Annotated in this window: 18 protein-coding genes; 6 read left to right on the top strand and 12 right to left on the bottom strand. The window is 58.5% G+C overall.

Annotation, left to right across the window (positions count from 1 at the left end; genetic code table 11):
- Nucleotides 1–121: 121 nt before the first annotated feature.
- From CD175_RS16270 to CD175_RS16260, 3 genes are all read right to left on the bottom strand, one after another.
- Nucleotides 122–802: a winged helix-turn-helix domain-containing protein gene (locus CD175_RS16270; RefSeq protein ID WP_104449687.1), complete on the bottom strand. Its 681-nt coding sequence runs from the start codon at nt 800–802 to the stop codon at nt 122–124.
- Between the two features lie 34 nt (nt 803–836).
- Nucleotides 837–1,424 (bottom strand): EAL domain-containing protein, encoded by a 588-nt coding sequence (locus CD175_RS16265; RefSeq protein WP_205886341.1) that lies wholly within the window; start codon nt 1,422–1,424, stop codon nt 837–839.
- A 185-nt stretch (nt 1,425–1,609) separates the two neighbouring features.
- The gene (locus tag CD175_RS16260) at nt 1,610–2,350 is read right to left on the bottom strand and encodes a winged helix-turn-helix domain-containing protein (RefSeq protein WP_240628999.1); all 741 of its coding nucleotides are present in this window, start codon (nt 2,348–2,350) and stop codon (nt 1,610–1,612) included.
- Between the two features lie 523 nt (nt 2,351–2,873).
- On the opposite strand from CD175_RS16260, the gene CD175_RS16255 reads away from it, so the two are divergent.
- The gene (locus tag CD175_RS16255; RefSeq protein ID WP_104449685.1) at nt 2,874–3,707 is read left to right on the top strand and encodes an undecaprenyl-diphosphate phosphatase; all 834 of its coding nucleotides are present in this window, start codon (nt 2,874–2,876) and stop codon (nt 3,705–3,707) included.
- A 55-nt stretch (nt 3,708–3,762) separates the two neighbouring features.
- Here CD175_RS16255 and dusA read toward each other — a convergent pair whose 3' ends face one another.
- Nucleotides 3,763–4,758: a tRNA dihydrouridine(20/20a) synthase DusA gene (gene dusA / locus CD175_RS16250; RefSeq protein WP_104449684.1), complete on the bottom strand. Its 996-nt coding sequence runs from the start codon at nt 4,756–4,758 to the stop codon at nt 3,763–3,765.
- 431 nt (nt 4,759–5,189) lie between these two features.
- Here dusA and CD175_RS16245 point away from each other — a divergent pair, with 431 nt between their 5' ends.
- The 3 genes from CD175_RS16245 (at nt 5,190) to CD175_RS16225 (ending at nt 10,080) form a co-directional block, all read left to right on the top strand.
- Nucleotides 5,190–5,540 (top strand): DUF6124 family protein, encoded by a 351-nt coding sequence (locus CD175_RS16245; protein ID WP_104449683.1) that lies wholly within the window; start codon nt 5,190–5,192, stop codon nt 5,538–5,540.
- A gap of 527 nt (nt 5,541–6,067) precedes the next feature.
- On the top strand, nt 6,068–9,685 hold the full coding sequence (locus tag CD175_RS31105; protein WP_146094585.1) for a beta strand repeat-containing protein: 3,618 nt from the start codon (nt 6,068–6,070) through the stop codon (nt 9,683–9,685).
- Nucleotides 9,686–9,858: 173 nt separating this feature from the next.
- The gene (locus CD175_RS16225) at nt 9,859–10,080 is read left to right on the top strand and encodes a hypothetical protein (protein ID WP_104449680.1); all 222 of its coding nucleotides are present in this window, start codon (nt 9,859–9,861) and stop codon (nt 10,078–10,080) included.
- Between the two features lie 54 nt (nt 10,081–10,134).
- Here the strand turns inward: CD175_RS16225 and CD175_RS16220 are convergent, their stop codons facing one another.
- From CD175_RS16220 to CD175_RS16190, 7 genes are all read right to left on the bottom strand, one after another.
- Entirely contained in the window at nt 10,135–10,563 is a 429-nt protein-coding gene (locus CD175_RS16220; RefSeq protein WP_104449679.1) for a DUF2628 domain-containing protein, read from the bottom strand.
- Between the two features lie 155 nt (nt 10,564–10,718).
- Nucleotides 10,719–11,480, bottom strand: coding sequence for a transporter substrate-binding domain-containing protein (locus CD175_RS16215; protein WP_420849122.1), 762 nt, complete (start codon nt 11,478–11,480; stop codon nt 10,719–10,721).
- 116 nt (nt 11,481–11,596) lie between these two features.
- On the bottom strand, nt 11,597–12,520 hold the full coding sequence (gene copD, locus CD175_RS16210; protein WP_104449677.1) for a copper homeostasis membrane protein CopD: 924 nt from the start codon (nt 12,518–12,520) through the stop codon (nt 11,597–11,599).
- A gap of 3 nt (nt 12,521–12,523) precedes the next feature.
- The gene (copC, locus tag CD175_RS16205) at nt 12,524–12,907 is read right to left on the bottom strand and encodes a copper homeostasis periplasmic binding protein CopC (RefSeq protein WP_104449676.1); all 384 of its coding nucleotides are present in this window, start codon (nt 12,905–12,907) and stop codon (nt 12,524–12,526) included.
- Nucleotides 12,908–12,959: 52 nt separating this feature from the next.
- A complete protein-coding gene (locus tag CD175_RS16200; RefSeq protein WP_104449675.1) occupies nt 12,960–13,847 on the bottom strand; it encodes a copper resistance protein B in 888 nt (295 codons plus the stop codon).
- 10 nt (nt 13,848–13,857) lie between these two features.
- Nucleotides 13,858–15,564 carry a copper resistance system multicopper oxidase gene (locus tag CD175_RS16195; RefSeq protein ID WP_104449674.1) on the bottom strand — a complete coding sequence of 569 codons (1,707 nt, stop codon included), beginning with the start codon at nt 15,562–15,564 and terminating at the stop codon, nt 13,858–13,860.
- 80 nt (nt 15,565–15,644) lie between these two features.
- The gene (locus tag CD175_RS16190; RefSeq protein WP_104449673.1) at nt 15,645–16,373 is read right to left on the bottom strand and encodes a murein L,D-transpeptidase catalytic domain family protein; all 729 of its coding nucleotides are present in this window, start codon (nt 16,371–16,373) and stop codon (nt 15,645–15,647) included.
- Between the two features lie 82 nt (nt 16,374–16,455).
- On the opposite strand from CD175_RS16190, the gene CD175_RS16185 reads away from it, so the two are divergent.
- Nucleotides 16,456–18,210, top strand: coding sequence for a L,D-transpeptidase family protein (locus CD175_RS16185; RefSeq protein ID WP_104449672.1), 1,755 nt, complete (start codon nt 16,456–16,458; stop codon nt 18,208–18,210).
- A 572-nt stretch (nt 18,211–18,782) separates the two neighbouring features.
- Here CD175_RS16185 and CD175_RS16170 read toward each other — a convergent pair.
- Nucleotides 18,783–19,250, bottom strand: coding sequence for a hypothetical protein (locus CD175_RS16170; protein ID WP_104449669.1), 468 nt, complete (start codon nt 19,248–19,250; stop codon nt 18,783–18,785).
- Nucleotides 19,251–19,460: 210 nt separating this feature from the next.
- Here CD175_RS16170 and CD175_RS16165 point away from each other — a divergent pair, with 210 nt between their 5' ends.
- Nucleotides 19,461–21,032, top strand: coding sequence for a sensor domain-containing diguanylate cyclase (locus tag CD175_RS16165; protein WP_104449668.1), 1,572 nt, complete (start codon nt 19,461–19,463; stop codon nt 21,030–21,032).
- Nucleotides 21,033–21,144: the final 112 nt, after the last annotated feature.

Raw genomic sequence — 21,144 nt, 5'->3', positions numbered from 1 at the left:
TTCAACTTTGTTAACACAGCTTTATAGGGGGGGCGGGTGGTGAAGGAGATACGGGTAGATAAAATGGCGTGCTTTTTATTGTTGTATTGCACTGCCGCGGCGAATATTTGAATGGCTTAGACTAAATTTTTACGCGTACGATTTTTTGTATCACGCAGTACCCACGATTCCTTACTGCACGAAAGAGGCGTTCGCCGTTACTAGCGTTTTTAAACTTTTCCTGTAATCGGCTTAGACACATTTCGAGGCCCCGATAATGTTCAGGTTCTCTGCCAATGCTACGGATAAGGTCCTCCTTGCTGACCACGCGATCCTCATGGTGCAGCATTTTTTTCAGCAGCGTGGCCTCCAGGCCAGTCAAGACAATCTCCACGCCATCCTTGGTCAACGCGCCGCTGCCATCGCTCAGTCGCCAGGTTTCAGTCAGTGGGGTGTGCGGTTTGGCCGTCTGGGAGACGTATTCCCTGGTGTCATCTCTGGCGTTGTCCGCAGTTGATGTGAAGTGAGTAAATTTCGTTACGGATTGGGCAACTTGCCATTCGGACTTGAATGTCGAAAGGATGCGCTGAGTATCATGCTTGATAACCGGAGGAACCATTTTGGCCACCTGCGGGGAAATAAATTCCATCAACCTTGGGGCAGAAGTGGGTGGGGCAACGCCTTCAAAAAACATCTTTGCCTGTGATGTACCGCAACTGTTATATCGCTTGCTGGACAGTAATGCCTCAAGCTCCAGTTCTAGTGCAGGGTTGTGAGTAACCACGACAAAGTATTTTCTAGGGAGGTTTGTGCTGCTATCCATGGCTCTCTCCTGAGTTGCACGTCTGAGTGTTGATTCAAAGGTTGTCGGCAGGGGAGTAATAACTCCCTTGGAAGTAATTAAAGGGCAGCGCACGTGCCAGTATATGACTGGCAGCGTGCTCGACTCTGTCTGCTATAAAAGCGACTTTTGTGTTATGAGTGAGCATGGTCATACGCTCGTGGAGACGATTGAATAACTCTGGATTGCCACTGAGCTTGAGGCTCAAGTCTAGAGAGGAAATAGAAATTTTTATATAGTCGAATAAATCCAGGGTTGTAAGGATTTCGATACTTTGATTGTCGATGTTGTAGTCGTCAAACGCGATTTCTACGCCATGGTCTTTCAATAGATATACGTTGCGAAGGATTTTCTTTTTTTCTACGAAGCTGACTGCGGAGAGGGGGAGTTCATTGAGCGCGATAACCAGTGTCTGGCCATATTCGCGCAGAGCATCGCCGGACTGTATCAGCTCTTCTGTGAGCGCAGAGTTGGCAAGATCTGACTGTCTTACGCAAACAAATCTACGGCTTAAGTATTTACTTCCGTTAGTGGTGTTGTGATCTTTCAGCGAAAATGCAATCAGCCTGGTTTGCATCAGTACTTCACTGTAGATCCCACTCATCTGATGCGCCTCTGGCGCGCAGGGCGCGGAAGCGGAGTCGTCAAAATGTATTCTGATCTCGCTGCCAAACGGGCAGTCATCCCGAGTGAGGATCAATTGTCGAGACAGGTAATGCTCTGCGTGACCGTAGAGTCGCACGCTCCCTGTTGCGTTCATAATACAGAAACTCCCTTCTACACTAAGAATCAGGTTGTCGAGATCAGACCCCTGATTAAACGATATCCATGCCCACGAATACTTTGAATGGCGTTGATGCCATATATGCCTTTTATTTTTCCGCGAAGGCGACTGATCGACTTTTCCAAGGCTCTTGGATCATAAAAATTTATATTCAGCCCCATGATCCTGGCGATTTCATCATGGCTCAAGATTTGGTTTTTTGTTTGAGAAAAAGCCTCAAGAATTTTCATTTCTGCAAACGATACATCCAGTTTTTTATAGTCGCCAATAAGGCACATACGAGTGGGGTCCAAAAACAAATTATGCTTTTTTTGCCATTCGGGACTGTCAAAAAACTCGGACAGTAAGTCAGTGTTTTCGTCTGCAAAAGTGTCGCAATTAATACAGTAGTCGGCCCCGGCAAAATAATATTTCATCTTGTTGTAAGTGCCTCTACCGGTGATGGCTACAAAAATTATTGACGCCAGATTTTCGGCGCGAACATTTTCTACCACGGTGAGGCTTTCAACAAACGCTTGAGGGCTGTCGATAACGATAAAAATTGCACGGTATGAACCAGGATCGTTGTTTCTTTTGAATGAGTTGCTATAGCACAGTGCATCGACGGCAATATCCTTGCCTACGTGGCTTGCGACTAATTCCCTAAAGCCCTCAGCTAGCGTATGGGTTCGCCCAATGGTGAGAATACCTGTCTCCTCCTTCGCGTCGCTGTGGCCTGTAGTCGTTATTTTCCCTGTAAGCATCATGCTTTGACTCGGATGGGTGCTGGCATTTGAATGTTAAAGCACTCATTCTTGTTTGTGACTGACAATTGGTAACATTTCACCGTTTTTTCAAGCGCTCGTTACGTTTTTTTAACATTGCCGGTCATTCTGACGTGATCGTTTGCTCGCTTGTGGTTCGAGATGTCTGGTGGTCTATGGCAATCTCGTGGGCTGGCAGGTCATGGCACTATGCCATCTATTGCCTCAGGGTCCCGCGTTTTCGCATCAATACGACCGTGCATGTCGCTAAAGTTCCCGCTACTTGATTTTTTTGATTGGGTGTCATGAGGCTGTAGGGCTTTGTAGTTTTAAATGCGAGTTATTGCTTTTGTTTGGCTCAGCACTATCCAATATTAACTGTTGTATAACGTTCATGTTGGAGGTATCGGTCATGGACATTTCATAACATTGGGTTTTGTTAATCGGCCTAATGCGCTTTACTTTCGTGTTGGCGTTGAATTAGAGCGGGGTCGACGCATTGGTGTTTGTTGGTGAGGGGGGATTGATGGATCTTTGGACAACCATATCAGTGTTGATTTTAGGGATGGTCGAAGGTCTGACGGAATTTTTGCCTATATCAAGTACGGGGCACCAGATAGTTGTCGCGGACTTGCTCAGCTTCGGCGGCGAGCGAGCCATGGCCTTTAACATCATCATTCAATTGGGCGCGATCCTGGCGGTTGTCTGGGAGTTCCGTCGCAAGATTCTCGATATCGTTACCGGCTTACCGACCCAACGCAATGCACAACGTTTCACCTTGAATCTATTAATCGGTTTTCTTCCGGCAGTGGTCTTGGGGGTATTGTTCGCCGATAAGATCCATGAGTATCTGTTTAATCCGATCACTGTGGCAGTGGCATTAGTGGTGGGGGGCATTGTCATGTTGTGGGCAGAGCAGAGGGATCACGTGGTGCACGTCGACCATGTCGACGACATGCGCTGGCCGGATGCGCTGAAGGTAGGCTTCGCGCAATGCCTGGCGATGATACCGGGCACTTCCCGTTCCGGATCGACCATTATCGGCGGGTTGCTGTTTGGTCTATCGCGCAAGGCCGCCACCGAGTACTCGTTCTTCTTGGCGATGCCCACCATGGTTGGTGCGGCGGTGTATTCAGGCTACAAGTACCGGGAGCTGTTCCAGGCCGGCGACCTGCCGGTTTTCGCCCTTGGCTTCGTCACAGCGTTCTTTTTCGCCATGATCGCCGTGCGCGGCTTGCTCAAGTTCATTGCGAACCACAGTTATGCCGCGTTCGCGTGGTACCGGATTGTGTTCGGATTGTTGATCCTGGCGACCTGGGCATTCGGTTGGGTGAACTGGACGGCGGCGACCGCCAGCTGACAGGCGAGCCAGGCGGATCGAACCGCCTGGCTTAAATGGCGAGAACAACCGGGCATCAACGCCCTTCAAGCAACCCGGCCGCTTGATCCAGCAAGGCCAGGGGTTCCTTGGCCTTGTGGATATCCACCGACAACAACTGCCGAAACTTGCGCGCCCCCGGGAACCCGGTGCCCAGCCCCAACACATGCCGCGTGATGTGGTGCATCGAACCGCCGGTATCGATGTGTGCAGCGATATACGGCCGCAACTGCGCCAGTGCTTCGGCACGCGTGATCACCGGCGCCGTACTGCCGAACAACTGCTGGTCCACCTCGGCCATCACATAAGGGTTGTGATACGCCTCGCGGCCCAGCATCACGCCGTCGAACGTCTGCAAATGCTCGTGGCAGGCCTCCAGCGTCTTGATTCCGCCGTTGAGGATAATCTCCAGTTCAGGAAAATCCGCCTTCAACCGCGCCGCCACGTCATAGCGCAGGGGCGGAATGTCACGGTTCTCCTTCGGCGACAACCCCTCCAGAATCGCAATCCGCGCATGCACGGTAAAACTGGTGCACCCGGCATCCCGCACCGTGCCGACGAAATCACACAACTCCTCGTAACTGTCCCGGCCATTGATACCGATACGGTGCTTGACCGTCACCGGAATCGACACCGCATCACGCATCGCCTTCACACAATCGGCCACCAACTGCGGATGCCCCATCAGGCACGCACCGATCATATTGTTCTGCACCCGATCGCTCGGGCAGCCGACATTCAGGTTCACCTCGTCGTAACCATGCTCCTGTGCCATGCGCGCACACGCCGCCAGGTCCAGCGGCACACTGCCGCCAAGCTGCAACGCCAGCGGATGCTCGGCCTCGTTGTGGCGCAGGAAACGCTCGTGATCGCCGTTGAGCAGGGCGCCGGTGGTGACCATTTCGGTGTAGAGCAGGGCGTTTTTCGACAGCAGGCGCAGGAAGAAGCGGCAGTGGCGGTCGGTCCAATCCATCATGGGGGCGACGGAGAAGCGGCGTGAGAGCGGGGCGGGTGAAGCGGTGGTTACGGACATTGGCAATCTGGAATCGGTGAGGCTGGGAGGAGGGGGAGTTTATCAGGATTGGGATGACGGGGCTCAGGAGTCCGAATACCGGCAATCAGGTCTGTTTAATTTAGCGCGAAAATATCGGATATTTCCCGCAACACACGTCCCCATCGCCCACATTGCACTCCCTCAGCCACCCGGATAGCCTTTTTGCGTCGCTGCACATTCAGCGACAAGGGTGTGGAAGCCCTTCACAAGATCTGGGCGCACAGGCGCCACCTGAATTTAGGCAGGCGCTTTTTTCATGTCTGCTGTTAAATTATGGCGGCTGTGCGCGGGGCACCTTCGGGTGCGCCGGGTTCCTAGATCCCCGGTCTTCCACACCTGCGCACAGCTGCCACCCCATCATGTGGAAGTGATGCTGGCAGTTCCTTCATTCAATTCTAGGAACGACAACAATGAAAAAAATCACGCCTGATCCTCCGGTTGCTTCAGCAGCTTGCGACACACTTGATCTCGACCAGCTATCCGAAGCCAGCCATCGCATCGTCAGTAAACGCCTGCGCAACCCCAATCACGCCGACCCCATCTGTCACGTCTTTACCATCCTTCCTGACGTCGACACCGAAACCTTGCTGTGCCACGCCTGTGAAACCCTCGCGTCGCTGAACGTCCTCACAACCGATCTGGCCTGCAAGCTCGAAGGCTCGCCACGGAGTCTGGCGTTGTCGATTCAGCAGTTGGCGGTGGTGGGGGAGTTGTTGGTGAATCGGGCGCTGGATAATGTTGATCCGGTTGGTGGGGTGTGAAGACCTGTCGAACAAGAGCGTTGGTAGAGGATCCTGGATTCCTCGTTGTTAGCTAGCGCCATCGAGGCCGGATCCGTAGTTCATGTATTCACAAGCGCCCATTTTTTCCGGGCGCATGCTCGGCGAATTATCGGCATCTCTGATGAAGGCCACCAAGAACTGATCGCCTTGGTGGCCTGTCAGGCCTACGCCAAAGAAGTCTTAACACCGAAGTGAAAAGAGCGACCGGTCTGGATGCGTCGCAAACGGAAACGACGTTACCTTGCAACTTGCGCGCCTGACCGGTGTTCATTCCCATGCTGTCTTAAAGTTCGAGTCAATCACCTCACCACTTGGCTCAATCGCTCCTTTCAACGACCCCTTCCCCCACCCGCAACGCCCCTCCGCAAAACCCTGCTTCCCCCCAATCCCCCATAAATCGGATCCATACCCGACAGACGAGCTGGCATTTTGATGTCGCCGATCTATTCTCAGGCTCTCAAATCTCCGCGTCTCTCGCCTCGTTCATCCTGCAGAAGGGGTATGCCATGCCAAATTTTGGTGAAACTCTGATCAACACCACGACTGCAGGGGACCAGGGAGATCCCAATATCTACGGGTTGATCGATGGTGGTTTTGTCATTGCCTGGCAAGGCAATGGTGTGGGTGACGCCACCGGCCTCTTTACCCAGCGCTATAACGCCAGCGGTGCCAAGGTGGGGGGCGAGACGCTGGTCAACACCACGCTGGCGGGCGAGCAGAGTCAGCCTTCGGTGGTCGGGTTGCTTAACGGCGGTTACGTGGTGACCTGGTCCGGCCTCAATACCGGGGGGCTGCAGTGCATCTTTACCCAGCAGTACAGCGCCAGCGGGGCCAAGGTCGGTGGCGAGACTGTGGTCAATACAACCATGGCAGGCTTGCGCGATTCCCCTGAAATTACCGCCCTGGCCGACGGTGGTTATGTGGTGACTTGGGGGGCAGAGGAAACCGCTGGCGACTTCGGGTCTTTTCTGCAGCGCTTCAATGCCAGCGGGGTCAAGGTCGGTGGGGAAGTTCACATCAACACCACCACTGCGGGGCCTCAGGATTTTCCACAGATTTTTGGTGTTCCCGACGGTGGTTACCTGGCGGTGTGGGAGGGGAGTGGCCCGGGAGATAACTACGGCATCTTCACCCAGCGCTTCAACTCGGCTGGCGCCAAGGTCGGTGTGGAAACCCTGGTCAACACACCCTCTGTGGATATCCAGTCCGAGCATATGGTCGCTGTGCAGGCCAACGGCAATTACCTGCTCGTCTGGGAGTCTTACCCTGATACGGTTACCGGAGTGGAACAAAGAGACGTATTTTCCCAGCTCTATAACTCCGCTGGCGGCAAGATTGGCCCGCAGACCCGGGTCAACACCACGACCACTGGTGCTCAGGGAGAGGCTCACGTCTCGGTAATGTTCGATGGTGGCTACCTGGTCACTTGGGTGGGCAATGGCCCGGGTGATGTCGATGGCGTTTTCACCCAGCGTATTAATGCCAGTGGCGCTCTGGTCGGTGCGGAAACCCGTGTCAACACGACGGTAGCGGGCGATCAGATCATCACGCGGGTGACCACGCTGACTGATGGCGGTTATGTGGTGGTGTGGGAGTCCATCGGCCAGGACGGCGCAGGTTCTGGCACTTACTTCCAGCGTTTCGATGCCAGCGGCAACAAACTGACCGGCCTGGCGGGCGATGCCACGGCCAACGTGCTGACCTGGGCGGGTGTCGGCAGCGTGGTCATTGATGCCGGTGCGGGTGACGACACCCTCACGGGCGGCAGTGCAAACGATCATCTCAACGGCGATGCCGGCAACGACACGCTCAACGGTGGTGCCGGCATCGACAGGATGACCGGCGGCGACGGCTCCGACACCTACTTCGTCGATAACCTGTTCGATGTCGTCGTTGAAACCAATGCCGTTGCGGCTACCGGTGGAATCGATACGGTCAACAGTACCCTGGCGAACCACGTCCTCGGCGCCAACGTGGAAAATCTGCGCCTGCTGGCAACCACGGCTGCCAACGGTACCGGCAATGCATTGAACAACACGCTGTTTGCCGGTGCCGGCAACAACATTCTCAATGGCGGCGATGGTGTGGATACCGCGTCCTATGCCTTTGCCGCCAGTGCGGTAACGGTCAGTCTGGCCCTGACGACCGCTCAGGCCACCGGTGGTTCGGGCAGCGATACGCTGCTGGCCTTCGAAAACCTGACCGGCAGTAACTTCAACGACATCCTGACCGGCAATGCCGGCGCCAACACCCTCAGTGGCGGCGCGGGCAATGATGTGCTCAATGGCGGCGCCGGTGCAGACACTCTGGTGGGGAGCGACGGTTCGGACTCTTACGTTGTCGATAACGTCGGTGATGTGGTCAGTGAAACCAATGCCGTTGCGGCGACCGGTGGCACGGATACGGTCAGTAGCACCCTGGCCGCCTATACCCTGGGCGCCAACGTGGAAAACCTGCGCCTGTTGGCAACCACGGCTGCCAACGGTACCGGCAATGCGTTGAACAACACGCTCTTCGCCGGGGCCGGCAACAACATTCTCAATGGTGGCGACGGGGTCGATACCGCGTCCTATGCCTTTGCCGCTAGTGCGGTGATAGCCAGCCTGGCTGTCACCACCGCCCAGGCAACGGGCGGCTCAGGCAGCGATACGCTGCTGGCCTTTGAAAATCTGGCGGGCAGTAATTTCAACGACACCCTGACCGGCAATGCGGCGGCCAATACCCTCAGTGGCGGCGCGGGCAATGATGGGCTCAATGGTGCTGCCGGCAATGACACCCTCGATGGAGGGGCCGGCGTCGACACACTGGTGGGTGGCGACGGTTCGGACACTTACATCGTCGATAACGTCGGCGATGTGGTCAGTGAAACCAATGCCGTTGCGGCTACCGGCGGCACAGATATGGTCAGTACCACCCTGGCCGGCTATACCCTGGGCGCCAACGTGGAAAACCTGCGCCTGTTGGCATCCACGGCCGCCAACGGTACCGGCAATGCATTGAACAACACGCTCTTCGCCGGTGCCGGCAACAACATCCTCAATGGCGGTGATGGTGTCGATACCGCGTCCTATGCCTTTGCTGCCAGTGCGGTGATTGCCAGCCTGGCTGTCACCACCGCCCAGGCCACGGGCGGCTCAGGCAGCGATACGCTGCTGGCCTTCGAAAACCTGGCGGGCAGTAATTTCAATGACACCCTGACCGGCAATGCCGGTGCCAATACCCTCAGTGGCGGGGCGGGCAATGATGGGCTCAATGGCGGCGCTGGCAATGACACCCTCGATGGAGGTGCCGGCGTCGACGCACTGGTGGGTGGCGACGGTTCGGACATCTACTTTGTCGATAACGTCGGCGATGTGGTCAGCGAAACCAATGCGGTCGCCGCCACCGGTGGCACGGACTCTGTCTACAGCTCCCTGGCGGGTTATACCCTGGGCGCCAACGTGGAAAACCTGCGGCTGCTGGCAACCACGGCCGCCAACGGTACCGGCAATGCGTTGAACAACACGCTGTTTGCCGGTGCCGGCAACAACATCCTCAATGGCGGCGATGGTGTCGATACCGCGTCCTATGCCTTTGCCGCCAGTGCGGTGACGGTCAACCTGGCCCTGACTGCCGCCCAGACCACGGGCGGCTCAGGCAGCGATACGCTGCTGGCCTTCGAAAACCTGACCGGCAGTAACTTCAACGACACCCTGACCGGCAATGCGGCGGCCAATACCCTCAGCGGCGGCGCGGGCAATGATGTGCTCAATGGCGGTGCCGGTAACGACCTGCTGACAGGCGGGGCGGGTGTTGACCAGCTCAATGGCAGTCTCGGCGCCGATCGCTTCGACTTCGATGCCTTGAGCGAAATGGGCCTGGGCGCATTGCGCGATGTGATTGGGGATTTCAAAACCAGTGAAGGCGACAAAATCGACCTGTCGACCCTGGACGCCAACGTGGCCACTGCGGTCAATGAGGCTTTCAGTTTTATCGGGGCGAATGCCTTCAGCAGTAACGCGACCGGGCAGATACGCTTCGCTGGCGGCATCCTGTCCGGCAGCACCGATGCCGACACGGCTGCGGAGTTCGAGATTTCCCTGGTCGGTGTTGCGACACTCGTCAGCGCAGACATCATTGCCTGATGGTGCGTCGCTGGGTCTCTATACCTGTGTACCTGGCAAGATATCGCCTGGTGCACAGGGTTCCTGAACCGATGCTGTCGCCGCGCATTATTTCATGATGCCTGGCACGGACGAGGCATAGGATGACCGCCAAAGGTCATGTCCCCCGCGCCTCAACCCACAGGAATAAAAAAATGATCGCAAATCTGATCAAGGTCTCACTAATCGCAGGTGCCGTGCTGTTGAGCGCCTGTTCGGGTGTGAGTGCCCATCGCGATTATTCGGCTGACTCGGTGCAGCCGGCCGGCTTTGGCCCAGGCCCCACCCACAGCAACACCAACCAGATGAATTTCCATGGCAGTGCGCTGGGCAATAGTTTTGGCGAGTATGGCGCGGGGTTGTTGCACGACGATTGACCGGTGACGCAAAACGGTGGAGTGATTTCCACCGTTTTGCTATCCGGGCAAGGCTCAGACCAACCTCAAGCCTTCAAAAGGATTCCAGCCTTGCGAGCCTTTTACCTGTTTCAGGTAGTAGGCGTAGTTGGCGCTCAATCCGTACATCAGTGCAAAGACGATATTCATGCCGCTGTTGAGGGCCTTGGGTGCTTCTTCATAACCCAGCAGGGTGAAAATCAATGCCAGGACGAAGGACAGGGCAACGATGATCGCGATGATCGCCAGGTTCTTTTTCCACAGCCCCAGCACGAAGAAATAGATCGGCCCGAAAAAGAATGCGATGAAGTTCAGGTTGATCAGGATGCGCTTGCGCGCTGGCAACTGCTTGAAGCCCAATTTGAAATCGGGGCTTTTGGGGGCGCCGTACTGATCAAAAAAAGCGAAACGTTCCTGCCATTTCGGGCTGACATTGTAGGTTTGCAATTCATCCGTGCTGCTCATTGTCTGTCCTTTTTTGAGGGGGCTGCTCGGTCGAGGCATCGACCGGATTATCGTTCGGTGCGCTTGTCAACGCGTCTTGCCTGCTACCGGTGCGAGAGGAGTTTCAAGTATGTAACGAGATTTAACAAGTCATGGCCAGGCGCCCTGGCATGCCGTTATTTGCCCTCAGGCACCGCCAGCCACTGCCGTCGAATCTTCTGATAGTTGCCCGTCGCCTTGGCCAGGTGCAACCACTGATCGACGTACAGCTTCCAGGTGATGTCGTCACGGGGCAGCAAGTAGGCTTTTTCGCCGTATTGCATGTAGTGCGTCGGGTTGACGGCGCACAGGCCCGGTTTGAGCTTCTGCTGATACAGCGCCTCCGACGCATCGGTGATCATCACGTCAGCCTTTTTATCCAGCAGTTCCTGGAAGATGCTCAGGTTATCGCGCAGCTGCAATTGCGCCTGGGGCAGGTAGGCGTGGACGAACGCTTCGTTGGTGCCGCCGGCGGGTTCGACCAGGCGAACCGAGGGCTGGTTGATCTGTTCGACAGTCTGGTACAGCGCCTGGTCTTCGCAACGCACCAGCGGGATTTTGCCGTCGACGTCCAGGATGTTGCTGAAGAAGGCTTTTTTCTGCCGTTCCAGGGTGACCGAGATGCCGCCCATGGCGATGTCGCACTTGCCGGCGAGCATGTCGGGCATCAGGGTTTTCCAGGTGGTGGGCACCCATTCGACCTTGGCGCCCAGGCTGTCGGCCAGGGCGTGGGCCATGGCGATGTCGATGCCGGAATATGTGCCGTCCTCGGCCTTGAGGGTGTACGGCTTGTAGTCGCCGGTAGTGCAAACGCGCAGTTGTCCCTGTTGCATGACGCTGTCCAGATGCGAAGGTTCTGCCTGGGCGCCAAGGGAGAGTGCGAGCAAGCCGCCGAGCATCATTGCTCTTTTGATTTTCGTCATTGTTATCGGGCTTTTGTGCTGGAGTGGTTTTGAAAGGGGGAGTGTAGTGAAACTTTCACCGGTGTGAAAAATCAACGCCCCCTGAAGATGGCTCATTCCACTTCCGGGCTCAACGTCCCCAACCACGCCACCAACCCCACGATCAAAACCGCCGCGGCCATTTCCACTACCACGCTGCGCCGAAGTGCATGGGCTGCCACGCGATACTGGCCCTCGCGCAATGACCGCTCCAGCAAGGGGCCAAGATGAAAGCGGTTCAGCGCCGCCAACACCAGCATCCCGGTAAACAGCAGCACTTTGATCGTCAGCAGAATTCCGTAGTGGCTGAGTAAAACCTCATCGAGTCTCGGGCCGAGGATGAACAGGTAGTTCACCACGCCCGTCACGGTGATGATCACGACGACCAGCGCACCGACAAGCTCGAATCGCCTGACGGCATGAGCCAGCAAACGAATGTGTGCTTCGGTTTGCAGGGCCCGGGGTTGCGCCATCAACGCAAACGCCAGCAGCGCGCCGAGCCATGCGCCCGCCACCAGCAGGTGCAGGATGTCTGTCGTGAAGTGCCAGTAACGACGGCTGCCTTCGTCCATGGCGCCATGCCCGCTCCAGGCCAGGCTGGCGAGGGCGATGCCGCCGGCAGTGCTGGCGATCACCAGGCTGAGGCCGGGGGTGCGTGGGTTTAGCATCACCGCCAAACCCGCGACCGCCAACGCAATCATCCGCACGGCCCAGGCCATCCCGACGTCTGTCTCGAACAGCATCATCTCGAGGTGAGGGCGTAGTTCGGCAATGTCTGATTCGCCGCTCATGGCGCGGACCATCAGCACCATGCCGGCGATGGACAACAGTGCACCGAGCCCGGCAGTTCCCGTCAGCCATCGGCGAAAGGGCAGCACCGTCCCGGATCGTCGTTCCTGTCCTTTAAAGCTGTAGAGCCCGAATAGCGCCACGCCAAACAACAGCATCAAATCCACATACAACACAAACCGCAGAACGACGTTGGCCGAGTCGCTCATCGATCATTTCACTTTGAAGGTGACGTTGCCGGTGATCGGGTGGGTGTCCGACGACACCGCGCGCCATTCGACCTTGTAGGTGCCGGCAGTCAAGGCTGTTGTCGGGGTAATGAGCATGGTTTTCGGATCACTGCCGCCGCTGACCTTGGCCTTGACCGGCATCGGGGCGTGGGCCATGCCGGCCATTTCGGTCATCAGCAGTTTGGCGCCGGAAAACTGGGTGACGAGGTTTTCGGAGAAGTGCAGTTCGATCTTGTCGGGCGGCGCACCTTCTGCGCCTTCCACTGGGGTGGAGGCGAGCAGTTTGGGGTGCGCTTGAGCGAGGGTGCTCATGAGCAGGCCGCTGAGTAACGCGATGACGATGGCGGTGGGTTTGATGATGCGCATGCAAGGTCCTTTACCGCTCGAAGCGGTTGTTATTGGTTTTGGGTGAGTCTGCTCAGAACCACATCCGAAGACCGAGCACGAGGCGGGTTTCGCTGCGGTCCTCGCCTTCGTCGCTGGCGTAGTCGGCGGTGTTGCCGTAGGTGCGGTTCCAGGTCACGCCGAGGTAGGGCGCGAATTCCCGGCGGATTTCGTAGCGCAGGCGCAAGCCCGCCTCGGTGTTGGACAGCCCCGCGCCGATGCCCCGTTGCGGATCGTTTTTGCCATAGGCATTGAGCTCGACGGTTGGCTGCAGGATCAGCCGGTTGGTCAGCAGGATGTCGTAGTCGCCCTCCAGCCGCACGGCGCTCTGGCCGCCTTCGCCGATGAAGGCCGTGGCTTGGGCCTCGAAGTTGTACAGCGCCATGCCTTGCATGCCGAACGCGGCCCAGGTTTGCGGGGCGCCGGGTTTGAAGTCCTGGCGCACGCCGCTGACCACGTCCCACCACGGGGAAATGGCGTGGCCCCACAGGGCCTGGATTTCCGCGTCCTCGGTCACGCCGTTGGTGCGCTCGCCTTCGGAGCGCAGCCACAGGCGATCGATGTCGCCGCCGACCCAACCGGACAAATCCCAGGCCAGGGTGCTGCCGTCATTGGCGTCCTGCCACTCCAGTTTGTCGGCGAGGAAAAACGAATTGAGTGTGTTGTCGTGGACATGGTGGCCGGCGGGATCGGCATACACCGCCGCGCGATCGGCATCGGTCAGCACCGGGACAGGCGTGCGGCTTTCGCTGGGGGCGGCGGGCTGCATCTGGCCTTCGTCCATGCTCTGCATCTGGCTGTGATCCATGCCTTGCATCTGGGCATGGTCCATCTGGCTGTGATCCATGCCTTGCATGCCGTCGCTGGCGGCCATCGCCGTCGAGGTCACGAGTGCGAAAAAAACCGGGGTGAATCGAATCATGGGGTGCGCCTCATTCTTCCACGCGAACTTCACGGAACATGCCCATTTCCATGTGGTACAGGAGATGGCAGTGATAGGCCCAACGGCCGAGCGCATCGGCCGTGACCCGATAGCTGCGCCGCGAGCCCGGTGGCATGTCGATGGTGTGTTTGCGCACCATGAACTGGCCGTTCTCGTCTTCGAGGTCGCTCCACATGCCGTGCAGGTGGATGGGGTGCATCATCATCGTGTCGTTGACCAGCACGATCCGCAGTCGCTCGCCGTAGGTGAGGCGCAGGGGCTCTGCATCAGAGAACTTCACACCGTTGAACGACCAGGCGAATTTTTCCATGTGCCCGGTCAGGTGCAGTTCAAGGGTGCGGCCAGGCTCGCGGCCGTCCGGGTCTTCGAAGGTGCTGCGCAGGTCGGAGTAGGTGAGCACGCGGCGGCCGTTGTTGCGCAGGCCCATGCCGGGGTCGTCGAGTTTCGCTGAGGTGGACATGGCCTGCATGTCCACCAGCGGGTTGTCGGTTTCCGAGGCCGGGTGGGACTGCATGCCGGGCATGTCGCCCATGACCATGTTGCTGTGATCCATGCCCGCCATGCTGCCGTGGTCCATGCCGGCCATGCCCATGTCATCCATGGTCACCAGAGGGCGTGGGTCCAGTGCTGGCAGCGGTGCTACGAGTCCCGCCTTCACTGCGAGAGTGCCGCGTGCGTAGCCGGTGCGATCCATCGCCTGGGCGAACAGGGTGTAGGCCGCTTCGGTCGGTTCGACGATAACGTCGAAGGTTTCCGCCACGGCAATGCGAAACTCGTCGACGCTCACCGGTTTGACGTGCAGGCCATCGGCGGCGACCACGGTCATTTTCAGGCCGGGGATGCGCACGTCGAAGTAACTCATGGCCGAGCCGTTGATGAAGCGCAGCCGCAGCTTTTCCCCCGGGCGGAACACCCCGGTCCAGTTCATGTCCGGCGCCTGGCCGTTCAACAGGTAGGTGTAAGTGGCGCCGCCGACGTCCGCCAGGTCGGTGGGGTTCATCTTCATCTCGGCCCACATCGTGCGATCGGCGACGGTCGGCCCCCAGCCTTTTTCGCTGACGTCGTGGATGAAGTCGCCCACGGTGCGCTTGTTGAAGTTGTAGTAATCGGACTGTTTTTTCAGCGTCTTCATCAGGTCGACCGGGTCTTCGTCGGTCCAGTCGCTGAGCATCACCACGTAGTCGCGGTCGTACTGGAACGGCTCCGGGTCCTTGGCGTCGATCACCAGCGGGCCGTAGACGCCGGATTGTTCCTGGAACCCCGAATGGCTGTGATACCAGTAGGTGCCGTTCTGCCGCACGGTGAACTGGTAGACGTACAGGCCGCCCGGCTCGATGCCCTTGAAACTCAGGCCCGGCACGCCGTCCATGTTGGCCGGCAGCAAGATGCCGTGCCAGTGAATGGAGGTGCTGTCCTTGAGTCTGTTGCGTACCCGCAGCGTCACTGTATCGCCTTCACGCCAGCGCAGCAGCGGGCCGGGAATGCCACCGTTGATGGTCAGTGCAGTGCGCGGGGTGCCGGTGAAGTTGACCGGGGATTCGCCGATGAACAGGTCGAAATCATTGCCGGCCAACACCTGCGGTTCGCCGGGGCTGCTGATCGCCCAGACCGGCGTGCGCCATAACCCGAGGCCGCCGAAGAGCCCGCCGATGGCCAGGCCTTTGACGAAGGTGCGTCTTGAAGTGTGGGAGTGCATGCCGTGTGTTCCGCCCGTCAGCCTGTTGAACTTGTCGACGAGGCTAGCGGGCGGTGCCTTTCAGCTGGCTGAGGCGGGGATTACAGTTTTGACAGGTTGGACGTCGTTTTCTGGGTTGAAGTGGATTTTTCCCTTGAGGCCACGGTGTCGCCGCCGCAGTTGATGTAGGAGGATGACTTCAACCAGCGCTGGTCCGGGTAGTAGGAAAACAACAACTGGCCGTCCTTCATCGAATCAATCAGCCGATGGGCAATCGCCGGTCTGACGGCCGGGCAACCCAGGCTGCGGCCGATCCGGCCATTGGCGCGGGCCAGCACCGGGCTGACGTAGGGTGCGCCGTGAATGACGATGGCCCGGTCAAACGCGTTGTCGTTGAAGCCGGGCTCCAGGCCTTCCATGCGCAGCGAGTAACCGTTCTGGCCGAGATAGCTTTGCTGGGTACGGAACAGACCGAGGCTGGTGGCGTGGCTTTCATTCTGGTTGGAGAACAGCGTCGCCATGTTTTCGCCGCTGTTGCGGCCATGGGCGACCAGTTCGTGAAACAGCAACTTGCGCCGTTTAAGGTCGAAGACCCACAGGCGTTGTTCGGTCGAAGGCAGGGAGTAATCGATCACCGCCAGTCTTTGGGCCGGGGCGACGCCTTGGGCACGGCTGCATTGGGTGGCGCGAACGGCCAGGGCAATCACTTTGGCGTCGGCGCCTGGTGCTGCTTTGACCAGCGCGTTTTCAAGCGAATCGGCGTAGGCTGACGTTACTGAAAGGCACGTCAGTAAAATGGCAAATAAAAGGCCAAAGCGGTTTAGCGCCATAGTCGGGTCTCATCATGATAATTTCGAGTCTAGCAGCGAGCGCAAAGCTGGCGCCGTTGAATCAGGGGATTAAGGATTATCCATGGTGCAATTAACAAGGTTATTCGTCATAAGCCGCATGTTTTTTATGGGCTTTCTGATCGGCGGTGCAGCATTTGCGCAAACTTCGCCGATTGAGTCGGTATCTGCAGCGAGCAGCACAATTGATGCCGCGGCGCCCGACGATGCGGTTGGCCAGGCGATTCAGGCAACGCTGGAACCGCTGCGCTCGGCGTTTCCACCATTGCTCACGTCAAGGCGCCATCAGCGTGTGGACGTCAGCCGGGTGGTGCTGGATTTCTATATGCATCGCAACTATCGCGCCGCGTGGACGGATGATCGTGATGTGCTGCAGTTACTCAAGAGCCTCGAAGACACCAAGGTCGACGGCCTGACCCCGGCGGACTTCCGTATCACTGAACTGGCCCAGGCCCATGAATCGCTGATGGCCGCCATGCCTTCCACGGCGCAACGGGCGATGTTCGACATGGCGGCCACCCGCACCTTCATCACCGCGCTGCTGCAACTGCGCCGGGGCAAGGTCGATCCGTCGCGGCTGGACATTCACTGGAATTTCGATCCTGCCGGCGGCGGTGCCCGCGAGGACATGAACAACCTGTTCGCCGCCCTCGATGCCCATGACGTGGCACGTGCATTCGCCGATGCGCCTCCTCAGGAAGAGATTTACCGCAATTTGCGTGAAGGCCTGGCCCGGTTGCGCCAGGTGCGTGATGCGGGTGGCTGGCCGAAAGTCACCGAAGGTCAATCGCTCAAGCCCGGCATGGACGGGGTGGCGGTCGGACAATTGCGTGCGCGCCTGGTGGCGGGCGGGTACCTGGACCCGCACTTGTCGAAAAAAACCGGTTACGACGACAAGGTCATTGCCGCGGTGAAGAAGTATCAGACCGAGCAATACCTGGGGGCCGACGGCGTGGCGGGGGCGGCGACGCTGGCGGCGCTGAACGTGCCGGTCGAGGCGCGGATCGATCAGGTGCGGGTCAACATGGAGCGCGCCCGCTGGCTGTTGTACAAACTTCAGGGCACCTTCGTGATCGTCGATATCGCAGGCTACAAGGTGGCGATGTACCGCGACGGTCTGCCGATCTGGCGTTCGCGGGTGCAGGTCGGCAAGCCGGTGCGCAGTACGCCGGTGTTCCAGGCCGAAATCACCTACATCACGTTCAACCCGACCTGGACCGTGCCACCGACCATCCTCAAGCAGGACGTGATTCCAAAAATCCAGAACGATCCGGGCTATCTGGCGGCCAACCGGATTCGCGTGCTTGATCGCGAAGGCAATGTGCTCGATCCGTCGGACGTTGACTGGAGCAACCCGCGAGGCATCCACCTGCGTCAGGATGCCGGCCCCGACAGTTCATTGGGGCAGGTGGTGATCCGCTTCCCCAACGACTACGCGATTTACCTGCATGACACGCCGCACCGCGAGCTGTTTGCCAAGACAGTCCGGGCCACCAGCTCGGGCTGCATCCGCGTGGAAAACCCGCTGCAACTGGTCGAGTTGTTGTTCAACGACCCGGTGCGCTGGAACAGCGCCGGGATTCAAAAGCAGTTGGCCAATGGCCGGACCGAGAATATCCAGCTGCCGGTGAAGGTGCCGGTGCTGCTGGCCTATTGGACCGTGGACCTGAGCAATGACGGGCGGGTGACGTTCAAGCCGGACATTTATGATTACGACACCCGGGTGTTGCAGGGCTTGAGTCAGCCGACGAAATTGCCTCCCCTGGATTTGCGTCAGGCAGAGATCCCGCTGGTGGTGACGGGGCAGAACCCACAGTGACCAAAGACTGAAAAGGCGCCTCGGGAGCACCATTTTTTGGGGTTTCCACTGGTTTTGAGCGTGGACACGGTCCCTTGTAGGAGCTGGCTTGCCAGCGATGGTCGTTAACGATAACGCGTGTGATCTGGATGAACGCGGCGCATTCGAGTCCATCGCCAGCAGGCTGGCTCCTACAGTTTCAGTGTGGGCACAGTCCTTTGTAGGAGCTGGCTTGCCAGCGATGGTCGCTAACGATAGCGCGTGTGATCTGGATGAACGCGGCGCATTCGAGTCCATCGCCAGCAGGCTGGCTCCTACAGTTTTCCCGAGTGGGCACGGTCCTTTGTAGGAGCTGGCTTGCCAGCGATGGTCGCTAACGATACCGCGTGTGAACTGGATGAACGCGGCGCACTTGAGTCCATCGCCAGCAAGCTGGCTCCTACAGTTTCAGTGTGGGCACGGTCCTTTGTAGGAGCTGGCTTGCCAGCGATGGTCGCTAACGATACCGCGTGTGAACTGGATGAACGCGGCGCGCTGGAGTCCATCGCCAGCAGGCTGGCTTCTACAGTTTCCCGAACCCTTTGGCAGCCTTCCTAAAGCGCCAACCCTTGTTGCACCACTACAAGCAGATCGCTTTCTGTCAGCGCCACCGCATCCAGCTGTGCTGTGGCTTGCTCGATCGTTTGTAGCCACCAGTGTGTTTCGCCGTGTTCGTCCACGGTGCGCAACAAGGCGAACTCATTGCCCGGGGAGTGAATCTCGACGCGCCCCTCGCCATCGGCCGTGAAGCGCGCAACCGGATCAAGGGTGAGGCTGCGTTCATTGCCGGTGATCACCAACTGGTCGATGGCGTAATCGTAAGCGTCACCATCGACATGACTTTCAAACACGTGGGTGGCGTTGCGCCGCAGGACCAGGCCCGCTTCGGTCAAGGGCAGCAGCCAGTGCTCTATCCGTTGATACAGTTCGTAGACCTGGCCCGGCCAGCCATCGATCGCCTGATCCGCGCCGGTAAGCCGTGTCTGTTTCAATTTTGCAGCGAGCTCGTCTGCCTTGCTCATGTCGATTCCCTGTATGGAGGTCAGTCTAATCGTAGCTCGTTGACGCGCAGGCAGTGCTGCCCTGGGTCATGTTTGCAACACCAGCGGGCAGGCGTGAGACCGCCGGGCAAGTGGTTGCCCATTTGTCATGGATAACCCCGTAAACTATGGCCCACAAAGACTGAGGGCTTTGGGCCGTTGCCCATGCCTTGCCCCCGACAGGATGAACGTTTGCCCACGCGCTTTAACAACCCGGACCACGCCCCTGGCGTTGCATTGAAACGCATACCGCTGCGCAAGGCCGCGGTGTTGTTCATTGCCACGGTGTGTCTGTGCCTGTGCGGCTTGCTCTACCTGCAACTGGAACAGTCCCGTCGCCATGATCTGAGCCTGGCGCAAGTGGCGTCTTCGAACCTGACGCGGGCGATGGCGCAGCAAGCCGAAGACACCTTCATGAAGGCTGACCTGGTGCTGACCAGCCTGGTGGACTGGATTCAGGTCGACGGTTTCGGCCAGGACATGCGACCACGCTTGCAGCAGACCTTTGCCCGGCGGGTGTTGGCACTGGATCAATTGCACGGCATCCTGTTGTTCGACCAGAAGGGCCAGTGGGTGGTGACCTCGTTTGAAAACCTGCCCCGGGGTGCCGGGGTCGCGGATCGCGAGTACTTCAAGTATCACCAGCAGAACGTATCGTCGGTGGCGCATATCGGCCCGGCCATCCGCAGTCGGGAAAACGGCGAGTGGATCATCCCGATTTCCAAACGGGTCAACGACAGGAACGGCCATTTCCAGGGCGTGTTGCTGGCCGGTATCAAGATGTCGTACTTCGACCAGTTCTTCAAAAGCTTCAGCCTCGACGACAACGGCTCGATGTTTCTCGGTTTGACCGATGGCACGCTATTGGCGCGTCGACCTTTTGTGGAGGCGCAGATCGGCGCATCCCTGGCCCAGAGCGAGATTTTCCAGAAGTCCCTGCCACAGGCCACGTCCGGCAATGCGATGTTCACGTCCGTCATCGACGGTGCGACGCGCCTGTACGCTTACCGACAGCTGGAGGCGTATCCACTGGTGGTCACCGCGGCGGCGTCCACGGAATCCATTCTCGCGGGCTGGTACGACACGGCGTTCCGCTCCAGCCTCATCGTTGCCCTGGTGTTGCTGGGCGTGGGGTTGTTCGGTTGGGTGTTCATCCATCAGGTGCGTGTGGGCGAGCGGGTCGAGTCGGATTTGCGCAGGGCCCAGGAAGCACTGGAGCTGATCGCCACGCATGACAGCCTGACCGGCCTGGCCAACCGTCGGTTGTTCGAACGGGCGATGGACATCGAGTTCGGGCGCGGTGCCCGGCAGGCAAGTCCCTTGAGCCTGATCATTCTCGATATCGATTACTTCAAGCGCTACAACGACACCTACGGCCACGTGGTGGGGGATCACTGCCTGGCCGAAGTGGCACGCGCGCTGAAGGGTTGCTGCCACCGCAAGGCCGATCTGGCGGTGCGTTACGGTGGTGAAGAGTTTGCAGTGCTGCTGCCCGATACCGACATCCATGGCGCCATGACGATTGCCGAGCAGATCCGACGCAGTGTCATCGACAAGAACATCACTCACACCGGCTCGCCCAACGGCTACGTGACGGTCAGCCTGGGTTGCTATTCGTTCGTGCCCTCGGGCCGGGACAGCATGGACGTGTTTGTCCAGCGGGCAGATGCGGCGCTGTATCAAGCCAAGCATTCGGGACGGAACCGCGTGGCTACGTTGTCGATGGCCGGTGGTGGCGAGGCGTTGATGCGCTCAGACCGTTGAGGTGCTTTTGCTGTCGGTGATCCGTCTTCCGGGTCAGTCGGAGTTGATCGTCTAGAGTTCCGTTAGCGCTGTCGAACCCGGCAGGCTCCCCCACGTACGGACGATCGCCAAC

This window comes from Pseudomonas laurylsulfatiphila (genome assembly GCF_002934665.1).
In the GTDB taxonomy this organism is placed as follows: domain Bacteria; phylum Pseudomonadota; class Gammaproteobacteria; order Pseudomonadales; family Pseudomonadaceae; genus Aquipseudomonas; species Aquipseudomonas laurylsulfatiphila.
Note: the sequence above shows the minus strand (reverse complement) of the source record. Positions and strands in the feature narration are given on the sequence as shown.